We start from the raw sequence: 17,317 nt of genomic DNA, 5'->3' as shown, positions 1-17,317 counted from the left end.
CGAAAAGGAAACTGCTCTCATGGACGCACAACTCGCAGTCATCGGCCTGGGCAGCATCGGAAGCATGGCCCTGTGGCAGGCCTCCCGGCTGTCCGACTCGGTAGTGGGCTTCGAAGCCGCCACCCCCGCCCACGGCCGCAGTGCCGTGGGCGGGGACACCCGCCTGTTCCGCATGGTCTACCTCGGGAAGCCCGACTACTACCCCATCCTGGAACGCTCCCGCAGCCTCTGGGCCGAGCTCGAAGCGGAAACCGGGCAGGACATCCTCACGCCTACCGGGGGGCTGTCCATCGGGACGGCGAACGGCAGCTTCATCAACAGCCTCCTCGAGGCAACGCGCATCACCGGAGCCGAGCACTACGTCCTCAGCCGGGAGGACATGGCGGAACGCTACCCCCAGCACAATCTCCGCCCCGACGACTGCGCCATCTATGACCCCCGCGCCGGCGTTCTGCGCACCGACCGCGCCGTCAGCGCTGCCGTCGCGGCGGCCCAGGCAGGCGGCGCCGCCGTCCTTCAGAACACACCCGTGGACAGCATCACCGAAGCCGAACACGGCGTGGTCGTCGCCTCGGGCGACAGAACCTGGACGTTCGAGAAGGTCATCGTCGCCTCGGGCGGCTGGTCCCGAAGGCTCATGCCCGACCACCTCAAGGCCGTTACGGAAACCCATCGGATCGTCCTGACCTGGTTCATCGCCCAGGACGGCACCCAGTTCTCGCCAGAGAAATTCCCCGTCTTCAGCCGACTGTACGACGATCGCTCCATGTACGGCGCACCCGCCGTCGATGGCGTGACGGTCAAGGCATCGGTGGACGGACCGCTGGACGGGCGCGGAAGGACAACCTCCGACCCGGACTCCGTGCCCAGAGAACTCACCCCGGAAGAAATCGAGAAGGTCACCGAGACCGTCACCGAATTCTTCCCCGGCCTGACCCCCACCATCGTGCGCTCCGACGCCTTCCCCGACCTTTTCACCGAGGACAGGCATCCCCTCCTCGGCTGGCTGGATGAGAACAGCAGGGTCTACTGTGCCACCGGATTCTCCGGAAAAGGCTTCAAAATGGCCACCGGCTATGGCCACATCGCCGCACACGAGGCGCTCGGCAAACAGACCATCGAAGGCCTGGACTTCGTGCGTCCGGACCGGTTCAAGACCAGGTAGCCCACCAACTTCCGCCGCCTGCCGGTGAGCGGTGGGCGGCGTCGTCCCTGCCGCCCACCGAGGGAGAGATGGCTCAGAGGAGCTCGATCACCTTGTCGGTGAACTCGGCGGTGGTCGCGGTTCCGCCCAGGTCACGGGTACGGATATCGGTCTTGGCCAGGACCGAGGCGATCGCGTCCGTGATGTCCCTGGCCGCGGCGGGGTGGCCGAGGTGGTCGAGCATCATGGCCGCAGACCAGATCGCGCCCAGCGGGTTAGCGATGCCCTGGCCCGCGATGTCTGGCGCGGAGCCGTGCACCGGCTCGAACATCGAGGGGAAGTCACGCTCGGGGTTGAGGTTGGCCGCCGGGGCGATGCCGATGGATCCGGCGACCGCGGCCGCGAGGTCGCTGAGGATGTCACCGAAGAGGTTGGAGGCGACGACCACGTCGAAGCGGGCGGGGTCGAGGACGAACTTCGCGGCCAGCGCGTCGATGTGCTCCTGGCCCCAGGCAACAGCCGGCCGCCGCGCTGGGAGGCGAGCGTGAAGGCGTAGTCCAGCACGCGCATGACGCCGGCCCGGGTGAACACGGCCTCCTGCAGTTCGATCTCGTCCGGGAAACCGCTGTTGTGCCGGTCTCCGACCTCGCTGTAATCGCCTTCCACGTTCTCGCGCACGACGAAAACTCGACCTCGCCCGGCCGCGCGCCGTGCACCGGACTGTAGATGCCTTCGAAGACGCAGATGGGCCGGAGGTTGACGTACTGGCGGAAGCTGCGCCGGATCGGGATCAGCAGCCCCCACAGCGAGACATGGTCGGGCACCTCGGGTATCCCACCGCGCCCAGCAGGATCGCATCCTTGTCGCGCAGCTGGTCGATCTGCCTTATAAGCCATGCCTATCAGCTGTCGGCGGCCGAGGTGGCGGCCGTGACGAACGCGGCGGCTGCGGGGGACAGGCGGCCGCGGCGGCTGACGAGGGCGATGTCCAAGGTGGCCTTCGGCTCGATGTCCAGGACGCGGGCGCCCAGTCGCCGGGCGATGTCCCGCCAGGAATCCGTGACCACCGCGAGCCCGACCCCGGCCAGTACCAGGGGCATGAGCGACACGCGGTGCTCGATCTCGGCGGCGACGGTGAACTCGATGCCCTGTTCCCGCAGCGCGTCGACGTAGGCGCGCATCCCGGTACTCGGCTGCCCGACGATCAGCCGCTGTCCCGCAAGCTCCCGGCACTCCACCGCCGTCCGATCAGGGAGCGGACCGTCGGCCGGCACCACCAGCACAAGACGCTGCCGCCCCAGCGCATGTGAGGCGACCTCCTTGTCGGAGACCGGACCAGCGGACGCCAAAAGCCCCAACTCCACGGCACCCGTGCGCACCATGTCGATCACATCGCGCGAGGTGAACGCCGCTTTGATGGCCACAGAGACGCTGGGATACCGGTGGCTGAAGGCACTCACCAAGGTCGTCAGCGGCTCCACCGCCTGAGACGGCATGGATGCCACATCCAGGCGCCCCTCACGCAGCTCATGCACCGCCGCGACACTCGCCCGCGCCGTCTCCAGACTCCGCACGGCCTCCCGGGCAGGCTCGATCAGGGCCCTTCCGGCCTCCGTCAGGACTGCCCTACGCCCGATGCGATGGAACAGCTCGGAGCCGAGATCACGCTCCAGTGCCCGCACGGCCTGCGACAGCGACGGCTGCGACACGTACAGAGCCGAGGCAGCACGGTTGAACCCCCCACGATCAACAATCGCAAGGAAGTACTCCAGCTGCCGAATGTCCATACGCGCCCTCTCCCCCTCAAGAAATCAACCGACGACTCGATTGGTCCCGACCATGGTTCTCGGGCTATGGGCCGGCGACGGCGGTGCGGGCGCGGGTCCGTGTGGCGCTTTGGACCCGATGTCTCGTCCGGTAGCTCGGAAGCGATCATCAAGAGGCTCCTCGCGGCCAGGGGCGCCGGCCGCGAGGAAGCCGAGTCAGCGGAAGCGGTCCTTCGCCTTGTAGTACGCGCCGGCGAACGGCAGGAACCAGGCGGTGCCGTTGTAGAACGGCACGGGCACCTTGGGAAAGCCGAGCCCGCGCCAGGGGTTGGCCTCGGGACGGCCGTCCATCATGTCGGCGAGCGCACGCCCCATGTAGGTGGCCATCTGCACGCCGTGGCCGCAGTAACCCCCCGAGTAGTACAGGCCGTCCTGCTCGCCGGCGTGCGGGACGCGGTCGTAGCTGAAGCCGACGCTGCCGCCCCACACGTAGTCGATCTTGACGTTGGCGAGCTGGGGGAAGATCTCGGCCATCTCCCGCTTGAGCACCGCGCCGCTCTTGCGGTCGGAGGCCGGGTCGGACGGGGCGAAGCGGGCCCGGCCGCCGAAGGCGAGCCGGTTGTCGGGGGTGAGCCGGATGTAGTGGCCGATGTTCTTGGAGTCGACCACCAGGCGCGCGTTCGGGATGATCTCGCGGGCCAGCTCCTCGCCCAGCGGCTCGGTGACGATGATGAAGCTGCCGACGCAGATGAGCCGCTTGCGTAGCCACGGCAGCGCGCCGTCGCTGTAGGCGTCGGTGGCCGCGACGACCTGCCTGGCCCGGATGAGGCCGTTCAGCGTTTCCACCTCGAAGCCGCCACCGGGCATGCGCCGCAACTCAGTGGCGGCGTTGCGCTCGTGGATCTCGGCGCCGGCGCGCTCAGCGGCCCCGGCCAGGCCGTGCACGTACTTGCCGACGTGCAGGCCCGCGCTGAGCGGGTCGAGCAGCGCGCCGTGGTAGTAGTCCGAGCCCAGCTCGGTACGCAGCTCGCCGGGGCCGATGAGCGTGGTCTCGTGGCCGAAGTTCTCGGCGAGATCGCGTTGCTTGGCACGCATCTTCTCGAAGTGGGCTGGTTTGAAGGCGACACCCAAGCGGCCGGAGCGGCGGAAGTCGCAGTCGATGCCCTCCTTGAGCGTCAGCTCCTCCACGAGGTCCACGGCGTGGCGGAAGGAGTCGTACAGCTCGCGGGCGCGCTCCTGGCCGTAGCGTTCGCGTGCCTGGCCGGTGGTGATGGTGATGCCCTGGGTGCACATGCTGCCGTTGCGCCCGGAGGCGCCCGAGCCGACCTTGTCCTTCTCGACGAGGACGACCCGGGCGCCCCTGCCGGCGGTGTGCAGGGCGGTGGACAGGCCGGTCAGCCCGCCGCCGATGACCACCACGTCGGCCTCGTCCGGCAGCGGCCTGCCGGACCGGTCGGGTAGCGGGGGAGCGGTGTCGAGCCAGTACGGGATCTGTTTCATCGTGGGTTCCGTTCTCAGCAGCCGAGCAGTGCGGGCAGGCCCGACAGGTCGTTCAGCTCGTCGTAGGGCTGGTAGTCGGAGCTGCCGGGGCGGCGGTAGCGGTTGATCCACACGCGCCGCTCGAGGCCGAGGTCGCGGGTGGGGATGTGGTCGTACTCCCAGCCCTGGGCGGTGTGGATCACCTGGGACGGCTCGACGTCCATGACCTTGAAGGCGTGCTCAAAGGCCTGGCGGTCCGGCTTGTACGCCCTGGCCTGCTCGGCGGTGATGACATAGTCGAACTCCACGCCGATGTTGGCGACGTTGTGCTTGATGAGGTCGTCGTCGGAGTTGGAGATGATCGCGATCTCGTACTTGCTCTTGAGCGCCCGCAGCGCGTCCGGCACCTCCGGGTGCGGGCCGAACGTGGGCACCGCCTCGACCAGGGCGTCGCCGTCGGAGGTGCGGTAGTCGAGGCCGTGCAGGCGCATGGCGTTGCGCAGGCTGGAGTGCAGCACCTCGTGGTAGGGGCGGTACGCCTCCAGCACGGCCTGGAAGCGCATGACGCGGAAGTCGTCGAGGAACTCCTCCACGTTGAGCCCGTCGAGGTCCAGCCGGTCGGCGAGGACTTTGAGCGTGGTGGGCCCGAGCTGGAAGTCGATCAGGGTTCCGTAGGCGTCGAAGGTGACTACCTGTCGCATGTCGTTCAACCTCATGGTGTTCAGACCACCCGTTCGCCGGGCGGCACGATGTGATCGAGCGCGGCCAGGTCGGCCGCGTCCGGGGTCCAGCCGGCCGCCGCCGCGTTGGCGGTGACCTGCTGCGGGGTCATCGCCCCGCAGATGACGGAGCCGACCTGGGGCAGCGCCGCCAGGCCGCCGACGGCGACCTGCAGCCTGCTGCCGGGAGGCGGCGGCTCGCCGCGCCGGTACTTGCCGCTGAGCAGGCCGTTGGCCTCGTCCCTGTGCCCCTTGAGCGCGGCTCCGAGCGGGCGCTGGCTGTCGCCGCCGCCGTACGCGCCGTCGCCGCCGAGCCTGCGGTAACGCATGCCGCTCATCGAGGCGTCCCGAAGCCGAGGCAGACGTTCTTGAGCTGGGTGTAGCCGTTCAGCGCCTCCAGGCCCTTCTCGCGGCCCCACCCACTGTGCTTGTAGCCGCCGAACGGCAGCTCGACGCCGGTGCCGACGCCGGTGGCGTTGACGTACACCTGGCCGGCCCTGATGCCCTCGGCCAGCCGCATCGCGGTGGTCATGTCGCGGGTCCACACGTACGACGACAGTCCGTACGGGCTGTCGTTGGCGATGTCCAGGGCTTCTTCGGCGTCGCCGAACTCGATGACCGTCAGGACGGGCCCGAAGATCTCCTCCCGCGCACACCGCGCGGCGTTGGTGAGCCCAGCCAGCACGGTCGGCTCGATGAAGTACCCGTCGGCGAGCGCCGGGTCCGCGGGCCGTCCGCCGCCAGTGCGGATGGTGGCGCTCTCCTGACGGGCCAGCTCCAGGTACGTCTCCACGCGGTCGCGTTGCCGCGCCGACACCAGCGGCCCCATGTCGGGGTCGTCCAGGCCCGGCCCGAGCCGCAGGGAGGCTGCGTGCGCGACGAGCCGATCGAGGAACTCCTCGGCGCCGCGCTGCAGCAGCAGTCGGGTGCCGGCGGAGCACGTCTGCCCGGCGTTGCCGAACGCCGAGGCCGCCACGCCGGCGAGCGCCTGGTCGAAGTCCGCGTCGGCGAAGACGATGGCGGGCGACTTGCCGCCCAGCTCCACGACCGACGGCACCACGTTCGCGGCGGCGGCCTGCGCGACCTTGATCCCGGTCGGTACCGAGCCGGTGAACGTCACCTGGTCGATTCCGGGATGGCCGGCCAGGGCCGCGCCGGTCGCGCCGTCTCCTGGCACCACGTTGAGCACCCCGGGCGGCAGCCCGCACTCCAGCGCGATCCGCCCGATCTCCAGCGGCGTCAGCGGCGCCTCCGGTGACGGCTTGAGCACGACGGTGCAGCCGGCGGCGAGGGCGGGGGCCGCGCCGCGGGCGGTGTTCTGCAGCGGGTAGTTGAACGGGATGATCTGCCCCGACACGCCGATCGGCTCGCGGACGGTGTAGTCGAGCAGGCCGCGGCCGAGCGGAATCGTGGCGCCGCCGAGCTTGTCGGCGATGCCGGCGTAGAACTCGAAGTAGCGGGCCGCCGCCTCGACGTCGGCGCGGGCCTGGCGCAGTGGCTTGCCCACGTCCAGGCTCTCCAGCTCGGCCAGGTCGCCGGCCTGGCGGCGGATCTCCTGGGCGATGCGGGTGAGCAGCCGCCCCCGCTCGGCCGGCCGCAGGCACGCCCAGCCGGGCGAGACGAGCGCGGCGCCGGCGGCGGCGACCGCGCTGTCGATGTCGGCGGGGCCACCGCGGGACACCTCGGCGATGGGGGTGCCGCGGGCCGGGTCGACGACGGTGAAGGTGGCCCCGTCACGGGCGGGGACCCTCTTGCCGTCGATGAGCAGCTCGCGCACGGAATGGCTGGTCACGGCCGGATCTCCCCTTCGACCGCGCCGAAGATGACGACCTCGTCGCCGGTGCGGACGGTGCGGATGCGGCGCACCCACAGCACGATGCCGTCCTGCGGGGCGCGGATCTCCTCCAGGGTGGCGCCGTAGTGGTCGACGACGCGGCCGATGAGGTCACCCTGCTTGCACTCCTCGCTGGGGTCGGCGTGGCCGAGGAAGAAGCCGCCTGCGGCCGAGCGGGCGAAGGTGCCGCTGACCTCCGTGTACGAGCCGAGCAGCTCCGCCGCGCCGTCGATCATGCCGAGGTGCCGCATGATGTTGCGGACGGAGCGCACGTGCAGGGCGACCGTCTCCTCACGGTAGGTGCCGCCGCCGGCCTCGACGGTGATGGCAGGCTTGCCGGCCTGCAGTGCGGACAGGCGGGCGGTGCCGCCCCACTTGCCGCCCTTCCAGATCAGCGGGTGGCCGGCGGCCAGGCCGATGCCGGTGGCCAGCTCCTCATAGCCGCCCTGGACGATGGTGAGCGGTGCGATCTCGCCGTACGCGCCGCCGGTGTGCAGGTCGACCAGGGCGTCCACGGCCGGGATGACCTGCTCGACGAACGTGGCGGCCAGCCGGAGCGAGTAGGAGCCGTCGGGGTCGCCGGGGAAGATGCGGTTGAGGTTGGCGTGGTCCAGGCCGCTGGTGCGAGCGGCGGCCTCGAAGGCGGGGGTGTTCACGCAGGGGATGCCGACGAGCGTGCCGCGCAGCGTGGCCGGGTCGGTCTCGTCGAGGACGCGGCGGACGGCCTCCATGCCGTCGTATTCGTCGCCGTGCACGCCGCCGTCCACGCACAGGACCGGACCGGGCTCGGCGCCGTTGACCACGATCAGCGGGATGCCCAGGTCGACGCCGTACGTGCTGACGCCGACGGGGATGAGGCCCTGGACGCGCTCTCCGGGGGCGCAGCTCACCGGGCCGATGGTGTATGTCACTGGTTTCTACCTTTCGAAGGAAATGAGCCGGTGCGACGCCTCGTCGAGCGTGGCGGCGATGATGTCGGCGATCAGGTCGAGCAGGCCGGCTTCGGCGATCAGCGGTGGGGCGATCTGAACCAGCGGGGCGGCCCGGTCGTAGACGCGGGCCAGCAAGCCTGCCTCGCGCAGCCGGCGTGGGATGAGGTCGTGGATGAGCGCCGCCCGCGCCGCCTCGCCGAATGCGCCGTCCTCGCGCTCGCCGGCCAGCTCGACGGCGTAGAAGTAGCCTGCGCCGCGCACGTCGGCGACGATCGGCAGGGCGCCGAGCGCGATCATGCGCTTGGCCAGGTGCTCCTCGTGGGCGCGGACGTTGTCCAGCACCCGGTCGCGTTCCATGATGTCGAGGGCGCGCAGCGCGATGGCGGCGCACAGCGGGTGCCCGGAGAAGGTGTAGCCGTGATTGAGCACCTCGCCCGGCCGGTTCAGCACCTCGGCGACGCGGGCGCTGACCATGGTGGCGCCCATCGGGGCGTAGCCGGCCGTAATGCCCTTGGCCAGGGTGATCAGGTCGGGCCGGGCGCCGTAGCGGTCGCCGCCGAACCACTCGCCGAGCCGGCCGAACCCGGTGATGACCTCGTCGGCGACGAGCAGGAACCCGTACCGGTCGGCCAGGCGGCGCAGCCCCTCCCAGTAGCCCGCGGGCGGGGGGATGCAGCCGCCGCGGTTCTGCACCGGCTCGGCGATGAACATCGCGACGTTCTCCGGGCCCGCCCCCAGGATCGCGGCCTCGGCGTCCGCCAGCAGGTGGGCGGTGAACGCGGCGTCGTCCAGCGGCTCCGGCAACAGGGCACGGTTGGTGTTGGCGACGAACGTGGTCGGCACGGCGGGGGGACCGTACGGCTCCTTGAGCTCGGGGTGGTCGGTGAACGACAGGGCGCCCAGGGTGAGCCCGTGGTAGGCGCCGCGCCTGGCCAGCGCCTTGGTCCGGCCGGGCTCGCCACGCAACACGTGGTAGCGGCGCACGATCTTCCAGGCGGTCTCGACGGCTTCGGCGCCGCCGCTGCTGAAGAACGTGTGCTCCATCCCGTCAGGGGCGAGGCCGGCGAGCCGCCTGGCCAGTTCCAGGGCCGCCGGGTGCGCGGAGGCGGTCCACAGGGGGCTGTAGCACAGCTCGCGCAGCTGCCGCTCGGCCGCCTCGGCGATCTCGCCGGCGTAGCCGTAGCCGAGCTGGGCGCAGTAGAGCCCGGACATGCCGTCGATGTAGCGGGTGCCGGCCGAGTCATACACGTAGGGGCCGTCGCCACGGGTCACGACGAACAGCTCCTTGCCGCCCTCGCCGAACGAGCCGTTCGCGGTCATGTTGAGCAGCAGGTGACGCTCCGCTGCCTGAGTGGCGTTCACAGCGCCTCCTTGCCCGGAGCACCGAGGGCCGTGGCGGTTTCGACCGACAGCAGGGCGTTCTGCCTGCCGGAGCCGAGCCAGCGCACCAGCCCGACCAGCACGAGGGCGAGGATCGCGAAGGCGATCAGCAGCGCGCTGACCGCGGTCACGCTGGGATCGATGTCGAACATCAGGGAGTTGTAGATCTGCACCGGCAGGGTGAGGGTGCCGACGGAAGACAGGAACTGGGAGACGTAGAAATCATCGAAACTGGTGATGAAAGAGAAGATCGCCGCCGCGACCATCCCCGGCGCGGCCAGGGGGAAGGTGATCCGCCGAGCGATCGTCATGCGGCCCGCTCCCATGCTCGCCGCGGCGTCCTCCAGGCGTTCATCGATCCCGCGCAGCGTCGCGACGAGGATCAGCACCGCGATCGGCGAGGCCATCACGGTGTGCCCCAGGGCGATCGCGAGCGGGCTGCCCAGCATCGAGGCGGGCTCGAAGAGCAGGAACAGGCCCAGGGCGGTGACGATGTGCGGGATGACCAGCGGCCCCAGGACCAGGGCGTAGACCGCGGAGCGCAGCGGCAGTTCGCTGCGGGTCAGCGCGGTCGCCGCGGTCACACCGATGATCAGCGAGAACACGGTGCTGATCGAGGCGATGAAGGCGCTCAGCGACAGCGCGCCCGGCCATTTGCTGCCGTCGGCGAACAGCGCCTGGTACCAGCCGAGCGACCAGGAGTCCGGCGGGAACGATGCGAAGGCGCTCTTACTGAACGAGGTGACGACGATCACGACGATCGGCAGCGCCAGGAACAGCAGGATCACGGTGGCAGCCGCGGTCAGCGCGATCCGCCCGGTGAGGGTGCTACGCAGTCCGATCATGACGCGCTCCTCTTCTTCGCCTCGCCGAGGGAGCTGACGAGCTTGACCAGAAGCAGCCCCGCGAAGGTCAGCAGCAGCAGGATGACGCCCTCGGCGGCCGCCCCGTTCCACCGGTTCTCCTTCATCACTTGCTGGTTGATGAGGGTGGCGATCATCGTCTGGTTGGGGCTGCCCATCAGGGCCGGGGTGATGTAGTAGCCGAGCGAGAGGATGAAGCTGAGCAGTCCGGCCGTGGCCAGTCCGGGAGCGACCAGCGGGAGGTAGACCCGGCGGAAGATGACCAGGCGGCCGGCCCCCATGCTGGCCGCGGCGGCGAGCAGCCTGCGGTCCACGCCGCGCATCACGCCGTACAGCAACAGCACGGTGTACGGCAGCATCACCGCAGTAGTGCCGATGACCACGCCGATCTCGTTGTAGAGCAGCTGGTACGGCGCCCCGGGGACCCCCAGGCTGACAAGCACCTGGTTCACCAGGCCCTTGTCGCCGAGCATGATGATCCAGCCGTAGGTGCGCACCAGGGCGCTGATGAAGTGCGGGACGACGACGATCAGCATGGCGAGTCCGGCCAGTAGGGGCTTCAGCCGGGAGATCGCGTTCGCCAGGAGGAATCCGATGACGAGGCTGAACAGCGCCGTCTCGGCGGAGATCCGCAGCGTGGTGAACAGCACGGACAGGTTCACGCCTGTCAGCGCGTCGACGTACCAGTTCAGCGTCAGGGCCCCGTCGCGGTCCTTCACACTGAGCAGCAGCGTGCTGAAGATCGGGTAGACGAACAGCGCCAGCAGGTAGACCACGGCCGGCAGGGCGTAGAGGATGCCGATCCGGTTCCTGCGGGAGGCCAGCAGCCGGCGGGGGCGGGCGGGGGCGCCGGCGAGGGTGGCGGCCATGGCTCACCCGTCCTGTTCGCCGGGGAAGAGGTTGACGTCGTCGGGATCTGCGCTGATCCCGACCCGCTCGCCGGTGACGGGTCCGCGGCCGGCCGGTACCTCCAGGCGCAACAGCGGGGAGTCGCCGCCGTCGACCCGCACACCGGCACGCACCACACTGCCCACGTACGTCGCGCTCTCCACCGTGCCGGTGCAGAAGCCGTCATCCGGTGCGCACACCCGCAGCCGACCCGGCTGGACGGCGACCTTGACCGGGACACCGGTGGCCAGCTCGTGGCGCCGTGTCTTGAGCAGGCCCCCGCTCCGGTCCAGGCGGACCATGGTGTGCGCGTCGGTCTGCTGTTCCACGCGGCCGGGCAGGAAGTTGGCCGCGCCCAGGAAGTCGGCGACGAAGGGGGTCCTCGGCCGCTCGAACAGCTCCCGGGGCGTGTCGAACTGCTCGATCAGGCCGTTGCGCATCACCGCGATGCGATCCGACATGACCAGCGCTTCTTCCTGATCGTGCGTCACATAGATGACGGTCAGACCGAGTTCCTGCTGGATGGTCTTGATCTCCACCTGGAGCTGGTCGCGCAGCTTCTTGTCCAGCGCGCCCAGCGGCTCGTCCATCAGGATGACCGGCGGCCGGTAGACCAGCGCCCGGCACAGAGCGACGCGCTGCTGCTGACCACCGGACAGCTCGCGCGGCTTGCGGCCGCCGAACCCGGACAGGCCCGCGATCTCCAGCGTCTCCCCGACCCGCCTGCGGATCTCGCCCTTCGGCACGCCACGCAGCTGCAGCGGGAACGCGACGTTCTCGCCGACGGTCATGTGCGGGAAGAGCAGGTACTGCTGGAACACGAAACCGAGGTTCCGCTTCTGCGGGGCCAGCCGGGTCACGTCGCGGCCCCCGACGGTGATGGTGCCGGAATCCGGCTCGCAGAAACCGGCGATCATCATCAGGGTCGTGGTCTTACCCGACCCAGAGGCGCCGAGGAAGGTGACGAACTCCCCGGCCGTGATCTCCATGGACGCCTCGTCGACGGCGACGACGTCCCCGTACGTCTTGCGCAGGGCCACGACTGACAGCGCTTTGCCGGTCGAGGTGGCCGTCTTGGAGCCGGCCACCTCGACGGACGGTCCGGCTACCCCGAACTCAGTCACGAGCCCACTCCAGCCAGCGCTTGCTGATGGCGGCTTCGTTCTTGAGCCACCAGTCGATGTCCGCGTCGAAGCCCTTGTCGTAGTACTGCGGCGCACCGGCGAGGCCGTTGCGGACCTCCTCGCTGATCTTGTCGTAGGCCGCGGGGGAAGACGGGTTCGTCGGGTACGTCATGGCCAGGCGGGCCTGGACGTCGGGACTCATCGAGTAGTCGAAGAGCTGGTAGGCGGTGTCCAGGTTGGCCGCGCCCTTGGCGATGGCGTAGCCCTGGAGCTGGCGGCGGGCGCCGTTGAGCTGGGCCGCGACCGGGACGCCCTGCTTGAGCAGGTCGGCGAGGCGGCCGTGCCAGACGGTGGTCATGGTCACCTCCTGGCGGGTGAGCAGCATGCCGGGGAGCGGGCCGCTGTCCCAGTACTTCTTGACGTCGGACCTGATCCGGTCCAGCGCCTTGAAGGCGCGGTCCACGTCGAGCGGGTACAGCTGGTCCATCGGGACGCCGTCGGCCAGCAGCGCGAACTCCAGCTCGGGCAGGTCGGCGTCCGGGTTGCACATCGAGCGGCCGCCCTGGAAAGCCTTGGCGTCCCAGAAGTCGGCCCAGGACTCCGGCTTACGGCCGTCGAAGGCGTCGGTGCGGTACGCCATGCACTGGGCGTAGAAGCTGTTGGCGACGGCGTACTCGGTGATCTGGTTCTCGGGCAGCTTGGCGATCTTGAGGTTCTTGATCCGGTCGAGGTCCAGCTTCTCCAGGCCGTTCTCGCGGACGAACTTGGCGTGGTCCATCATCGAGTTGTCGATGAGGTCGACCTGGGGGCGACCCTGATTGATCTGGGCCAGGACCTGGGCGCCGTCGAGGTTGGCGACCTGGACGGTGATGCCGGTCTCCTTGGTGAACGGGTCGTAGATCGCCTTCTTGAGGGCCTCGCCGTAGGCCCCGCCACTGTTGCGGACGGCCACCGTCTTGGCGCTCGAGCCGGTGGAGACGCTGGCACCAGTGGAGCGGCTGGTGCCGGTACCGCAGGCGGCGAGCGCCGGCAGGGCGGCCAGCGCGACGGCCCCGCGCAACAGCGCCCGCCTTCCGATCGGTGAATTTGTCATGGCGGTACCTCCGGGGGATGGGGGATGGTCGCGGTTCGGGGAGTGGTCAGGCGAGGACAGCGATGGCCGCCAGCTCGGTGCCGGGGACGACGGTGAGGCCGTTCATGCCGTAGAGGATCGTTCCGGTGGCCGTGGCGGTGACCTTGTGTTCGCCGCCGAGGGGGTCGATGATCCGGCCGATGGTCTGCCCTTCGGTGACCTCGTCGCCGGTGGCGGCGTCCGGATACCACAGGCCGGTGGCGGGCGAGTCCACGAACCCCGTCCACTCCCACTCGGGTGAGGGCGTGGCCGCCGGTGCGGGCGCGGGGTCGTCGAGTGCGCCGAGGTGCTGCAGCAGCCGGTGCAGGGCGTCCAGCAGGGTCCGCACGGTAGCCGGGTCGCGGTCGCCGCGCTGGCCGGTCTCGATGAGGACGGCGGGGATGCCGAGGCGGTTGGCGGCGGCGTGGCTGTTGCCGCCGTCGGCGGAGCGGCCGAACACCACGTACTCGTAGCCGACGGCGTGGGCCATCGCCCGGGACTTGGCGTCGAGGACGGCGTCGCCGGTGAGACGGTAGCCGACGAAGTCGAGCAGGGTCTGGTCGATGCCGCCGCTGTGCAGGTCGGCGTAGGCGTCGGCACCGGGGATGAGGTGCTCGAACAGCCAGGCGGCCATCCGCTCTGTCGGCCCGCCGGCGGGGTCGCCGGGGAAAACCCGGTTGATGTTGACGCCGTCGAGCGGCGAGACGTTGAGGCGGCCCCCGTAGGCGGCGGGCGGGTTGGAGACGGGGCAGATCGCGATCCGGCCGAGCACGTCGTCGGGCTGCAACCGGGCCGCGAGCTGAGCGGCGGCGCTGATTCCGGCGAACTCGCCGCCGTGGACCCCGCCGGTGATGACCACGGTGGGGCCGGGACGGGAGCCGTGGATGAGGATCAGCGGGACGTCGGCGGTGGTCGTGCCGAGGTCCACGGTAACGGTGCCGCTGGTCTTGGCGCCGGGTTCGGCGGTCAGGGTGGCGATGGTCCAGGTCATCTCATACCTCATTCAGGCGGCCGTGCGGCCGAGCGTCGTCATGAACTCGATGGGCTGGTCGGTGTGGCCGTCGAGCGCCAGGTCGGCGGCGATGTCACCCATGGCGGGCGACAGCTTGAAGCCGTGGCCCGAGAACCCGGCCAGCAGGATCGCGTTCTCGGCGCCGGGCAGCGGGCCGACGAGGGGCCGGCTGCTCTCGGTGTAGCCCTCCATGAAGACCGACAGCCGCACCGGGTCGGGGAGCAGGCCGGGCAGGTGGCGCCGCAGCAGCTCGGTGAAGACGTCCAGCTCCTCCGGCTGCACCGTGCGGTCGAGGCTGTTGGGGTCGGCCACCGGCCGGTGCAGCTGCCGCGACAGGCCCATCTTCACCGTGACTCCGTCGGGCGAGGGTAGGCCGTAGCAGTGGACGGGCGCGGTGCGGATGAACGCCGGCCGCTCCTCGCCGGCCCAGGTGTCGCCGACCGGCACGAACCAGGCGCTGATCACCCGCCGGACGTCGACCTCCCACGGCAGATCCGGCAGCAGGTCGTTGACCCACGGGCCGACGGTCACCACCGCCGCGTCGAAGCGCTCGCTCCCGGCGTCGGTGCTGATCATCACCCCGTCGCCGGAGGGGGCGATCTCCCGGACGGGAGTGTAGCGGTGAATCTCGGCGCCCAGCTCTTCAGCGCGGCGGGCGGCCGACAGGACGGTCAGCTCCGGGCGCAGGAAACCGGCGTGACGGTCCAGGACGGCGGCGTCGCCCTCCTCGATGCGGTACTGCGGGAACCGCTTGGCCAGGGCCTCGGCGTCCAGCACCTCGTGGTCGAGATCGTGCTCGGCGATCGACTCCAGCACGGTGCGCATCTGCCGCTCCTCGACGGGCCCCATGAGGAGGCAGCCGGTCAGGCGGCGCAGCTCGCGATCGGTCTCCTGCTGGAGCTGCTCCCACAGGCCGTCGGCGTGCCGCAGCAGCGGCACGTACCGGGAGTCCTCGAAGTGGGCGCTGCGGAAGATCCGCGTCTCGCCGCCCGCGGCGCTGCGGTCGTGGCCGGGGGCGAAACGGTCGAACCCGACGACCTCGGCTCCGCGGGCGGCCAGCCGCCAGGCGGCCTGGCTGCCCATCGTCCCGACGCCGACGACCGCGACACGCTTCCTGGCTGCCACAGGGGATTCCTTTCGGGAGGGACACCGGCCATTGACCGGCGCTCCGGTGATGGATTTGGATTCGGGGAACGGCCCGCTCCGTGTGGCGAGCCCGTCCTGGCCGTGCCACATTGTGGAACGCCGTGCTACTATTTGGCATTATTGGGACAGGGTGACTTTCCCGTCAAGAGGGTGTGTACCGGTGGTTACCAGCTATTTACCTGGGGAGATCTTGTGGAGATGAAGAGCGTGACGCGCAGCCTCCGGATCCTGGAGGCCGTCGCGCAGCAGCAGCCGGTGACCGTGGGCGAGCTGGCCAAGCACTTCGGTATCCCCAAGTCGACGGTGCAGCGCACGCTGGTGACGTTGCACGAGGCCGGATGGCTGCGGGCCAGCCGGGGTGACACGACCCGGTGGGAGATCGGCGCGCGGGTGCTGGCGGTCCGCCCGGCCGCGCTCCAGGGCGCCAGCCTGTTCGCCGCCGCGCGCGAGCCCATGGTGCGGCTGCGTGACGTGGTCAACGAGACGATCCACCTCGCGGTGCCGGACGGGCTGCAGTGCATGGTCGTGGTGGACCGGGTCGACAGCGACCGGGCGGTGCGCACCTTTCACCAGATCGGGGACACCTCTCCGTTGCATGCCACCGCGGCCGGCCGTGCGGTGCTCGCTCATCTGAGCGCGGGCGAGGTCAACGAATTAGTCGCGCGCGGACTGGAGAGCTACAGCCCGACGACCGTGACCGATCCCGACGAGCTGCGCGCCGAGCTCGGGCAGGTGCGGCGTGACGGGTACGCGGTGAACCGCAACCAGTACCGGGCGGACGTCTGCGCGGTCGCGGCGCCCATTCTGGAGGCGGACGGCACGCCGCTCGCCGCGGTGGCGGTGTCCATGCCGGACTCGCGCTTCGCCCCGGAGCGGCTGCCCGAGCTGGGCCGCCTGGTCTCCGAGACGGCAGCGGAGATCACGGCCCGCCGGCTCGGCTGACTCGGCCACTGACGTACCCCCGTTCCTTGTCCACGACGTTGCGCAGCGGCCGGCCGGCGAGGTAACGGCGCAGGTTGTCGAGGAACAGCTCGGCCTGCGCCTCCCGCCAGCCGTGCACGTCGCCCGCCATGTGCGGCGAGACGATCACTCCGGGCAGGTCCCAGAGCGGCGAATCGTCCGGCAGGGGTTCCTCCTCGAAGACGTCCAGCGCCGCCCCGGCGAGCCGCCCGCGGCGCAGCGCGTCCACGAGGGCGTCCTGTACGACCAGCCCGCCGCGGCCCACGTTGACGAGCCGGGCGGTGGGTTTCATGGCCTGCAGCGCCCTCTCGTCGATCATTTCGCGCGTCTGCGGGGTGAGGGGCGCGGCCAGCACGATGTAGTCGGCCTCACTGAGTGCTGCGAGCAACTCGCCGCCGCCGTACACGGTGCCGAAGTCGGGATCATCGGATCGCCCGGTACGGCCCGCGCCGCTGACCCGCATGCCGGCGGCGCGCAGCTGGCGGGCGATGGCCCGGCCGATCGGCCCCGTGCCTGCCACGAGGGCGGACCGGCCGCCGATCCGCTCGCTCTCCCGCCATCGCCACTCGCGCCGCCGCTGGTGGGCGAGGGTGCCCGGTAGGTCCTTGGCGAGGGCGAGGATCAGGCCGAGGACGTACTCGGCGATCGCCTCGTCGTAAATGCCGCGCGAGTTGCTCAGGGTGAGCCCGGAATCGCGTACCAGCGCGTCGAACAGCACGTGCTCCACGCCGGTGGCGGCCACATGGACCCAGCTTGGCGCGAGCGCCGGGTCCGCCGGCCAGGCCCGCACGATGCCGGTGAACCCGGCGCCGCCCACAAGCAGCACGTCCGCGCCCGGCAGGGCGTCGGCCAGACCGTCCTCGCCGACGTGGCGGACGTCGGCGAGCGCTTCGACGCGTTCCGGGTGCGGCAGCGGCGTGCCGTCGTGCAGGGCGACCAGGAGAGGACGGCCCATGGCGG

17 protein-coding genes are annotated in these 17,317 nt (G+C 70.5%); 2 read left to right on the top strand and 15 right to left on the bottom strand.

The window, feature by feature from the left end; genetic code table 11:
* The first annotated feature begins 19 nt into the window (after positions 1-19).
* Positions 20-1,165, top strand: coding sequence for an N-methyl-L-tryptophan oxidase (gene solA / locus ACTWPT_RS44190; RefSeq protein WP_443183528.1), 1,146 nt, complete (start codon positions 20-22; stop codon positions 1,163-1,165).
* A 73-nt stretch (positions 1,166-1,238) separates the two neighbouring features.
* Here solA (ACTWPT_RS44190) and ACTWPT_RS44185 read toward each other — a convergent pair whose 3' ends face one another.
* From ACTWPT_RS44185 to solA (ACTWPT_RS44120), 14 genes are all read right to left on the bottom strand, one after another.
* Entirely contained in the window at positions 1,239-1,631 is a 393-nt protein-coding gene (locus ACTWPT_RS44185; protein WP_443183584.1) for an isocitrate/isopropylmalate family dehydrogenase, read from the bottom strand.
* Positions 1,632-2,045: 414 nt separating this feature from the next.
* A complete protein-coding gene (locus tag ACTWPT_RS44180; RefSeq protein WP_443183527.1) occupies positions 2,046-2,930 on the bottom strand; it encodes a LysR family transcriptional regulator in 885 nt (294 codons plus the stop codon).
* 195 nt (positions 2,931-3,125) lie between these two features.
* Complete coding sequence (locus ACTWPT_RS44175; RefSeq protein WP_443183526.1) at positions 3,126-4,409, bottom strand: NAD(P)/FAD-dependent oxidoreductase; 1,284 nt, start codon at positions 4,407-4,409, stop codon at positions 3,126-3,128.
* Between the two features lie 14 nt (positions 4,410-4,423).
* The gene (locus tag ACTWPT_RS44170) at positions 4,424-5,089 is read right to left on the bottom strand and encodes a haloacid dehalogenase type II (protein WP_443183525.1); all 666 of its coding nucleotides are present in this window, start codon (positions 5,087-5,089) and stop codon (positions 4,424-4,426) included.
* 20 nt (positions 5,090-5,109) lie between these two features.
* The gene (locus ACTWPT_RS44165; protein WP_443183524.1) at positions 5,110-5,445 is read right to left on the bottom strand and encodes a hypothetical protein; all 336 of its coding nucleotides are present in this window, start codon (positions 5,443-5,445) and stop codon (positions 5,110-5,112) included.
* Positions 5,442-6,899 (bottom strand): aldehyde dehydrogenase family protein, encoded by a 1,458-nt coding sequence (locus ACTWPT_RS44160; RefSeq protein WP_443183523.1) that lies wholly within the window; start codon positions 6,897-6,899, stop codon positions 5,442-5,444. Before ACTWPT_RS44160 ends, ACTWPT_RS44165 begins: the two co-directional genes overlap by 4 nt.
* On the bottom strand, positions 6,896-7,852 hold the full coding sequence (locus ACTWPT_RS44155; protein WP_443183522.1) for a succinylglutamate desuccinylase/aspartoacylase family protein: 957 nt from the start codon (positions 7,850-7,852) through the stop codon (positions 6,896-6,898). The genes ACTWPT_RS44160 and ACTWPT_RS44155 overlap by 4 nt, the downstream gene beginning before the upstream one ends.
* 6 nt (positions 7,853-7,858) lie before the next feature.
* The gene (locus tag ACTWPT_RS44150; RefSeq protein WP_443183521.1) at positions 7,859-9,235 is read right to left on the bottom strand and encodes an aminotransferase class III-fold pyridoxal phosphate-dependent enzyme; all 1,377 of its coding nucleotides are present in this window, start codon (positions 9,233-9,235) and stop codon (positions 7,859-7,861) included.
* Complete coding sequence (locus ACTWPT_RS44145) at positions 9,232-10,098, bottom strand: ABC transporter permease (RefSeq protein WP_443183520.1); 867 nt, start codon at positions 10,096-10,098, stop codon at positions 9,232-9,234. The genes ACTWPT_RS44150 and ACTWPT_RS44145 overlap by 4 nt, the downstream gene beginning before the upstream one ends.
* A complete protein-coding gene (locus tag ACTWPT_RS44140) occupies positions 10,095-10,985 on the bottom strand; it encodes an ABC transporter permease (protein WP_443183519.1) in 891 nt (296 codons plus the stop codon). The genes ACTWPT_RS44145 and ACTWPT_RS44140 overlap by 4 nt, the downstream gene beginning before the upstream one ends.
* Positions 10,986-10,988: 3 nt before the next feature.
* Positions 10,989-12,128 carry an ABC transporter ATP-binding protein gene (locus tag ACTWPT_RS44135; RefSeq protein WP_443183518.1) on the bottom strand — a complete coding sequence of 380 codons (1,140 nt, stop codon included), beginning with the start codon at positions 12,126-12,128 and terminating at the stop codon, positions 10,989-10,991.
* Positions 12,121-13,221 (bottom strand): ABC transporter substrate-binding protein, encoded by a 1,101-nt coding sequence (locus tag ACTWPT_RS44130; RefSeq protein WP_443183517.1) that lies wholly within the window; start codon positions 13,219-13,221, stop codon positions 12,121-12,123. The genes ACTWPT_RS44135 and ACTWPT_RS44130 overlap by 8 nt, the downstream gene beginning before the upstream one ends.
* 46 nt (positions 13,222-13,267) lie before the next feature.
* On the bottom strand, positions 13,268-14,230 hold the full coding sequence (locus ACTWPT_RS44125; protein WP_443183516.1) for a succinylglutamate desuccinylase/aspartoacylase family protein: 963 nt from the start codon (positions 14,228-14,230) through the stop codon (positions 13,268-13,270).
* Positions 14,231-14,242: 12 nt separating this feature from the next.
* Positions 14,243-15,376: an N-methyl-L-tryptophan oxidase gene (gene solA / locus ACTWPT_RS44120; RefSeq protein WP_443183515.1), complete on the bottom strand. Its 1,134-nt coding sequence runs from the start codon at positions 15,374-15,376 to the stop codon at positions 14,243-14,245.
* 228 nt (positions 15,377-15,604) lie between these two features.
* Between solA (ACTWPT_RS44120) and ACTWPT_RS44115 the strand changes: the two genes are divergently transcribed.
* Positions 15,605-16,339: an IclR family transcriptional regulator gene (locus ACTWPT_RS44115; protein WP_443183514.1), complete on the top strand. Its 735-nt coding sequence runs from the start codon at positions 15,605-15,607 to the stop codon at positions 16,337-16,339.
* Here ACTWPT_RS44115 and ACTWPT_RS44110 read toward each other — a convergent pair.
* Positions 16,317-17,312 carry a D-2-hydroxyacid dehydrogenase gene (locus tag ACTWPT_RS44110; protein ID WP_443183513.1) on the bottom strand — a complete coding sequence of 332 codons (996 nt, stop codon included), beginning with the start codon at positions 17,310-17,312 and terminating at the stop codon, positions 16,317-16,319. The two genes, ACTWPT_RS44115 and ACTWPT_RS44110, sit on opposite strands and share 23 nt — an antisense overlap.
* Positions 17,313-17,317 lie beyond the last annotated feature (5 nt).

The organism is Nonomuraea sp. 3N208 (genome assembly GCF_052245935.1).
Taxonomy (GTDB): Bacteria; Actinomycetota; Actinomycetes; order Streptosporangiales; family Streptosporangiaceae; genus Nonomuraea.
The sequence above is the reverse complement of the archived record's forward strand: the minus strand, read 5'-3'. Positions and strand labels throughout refer to the sequence as shown.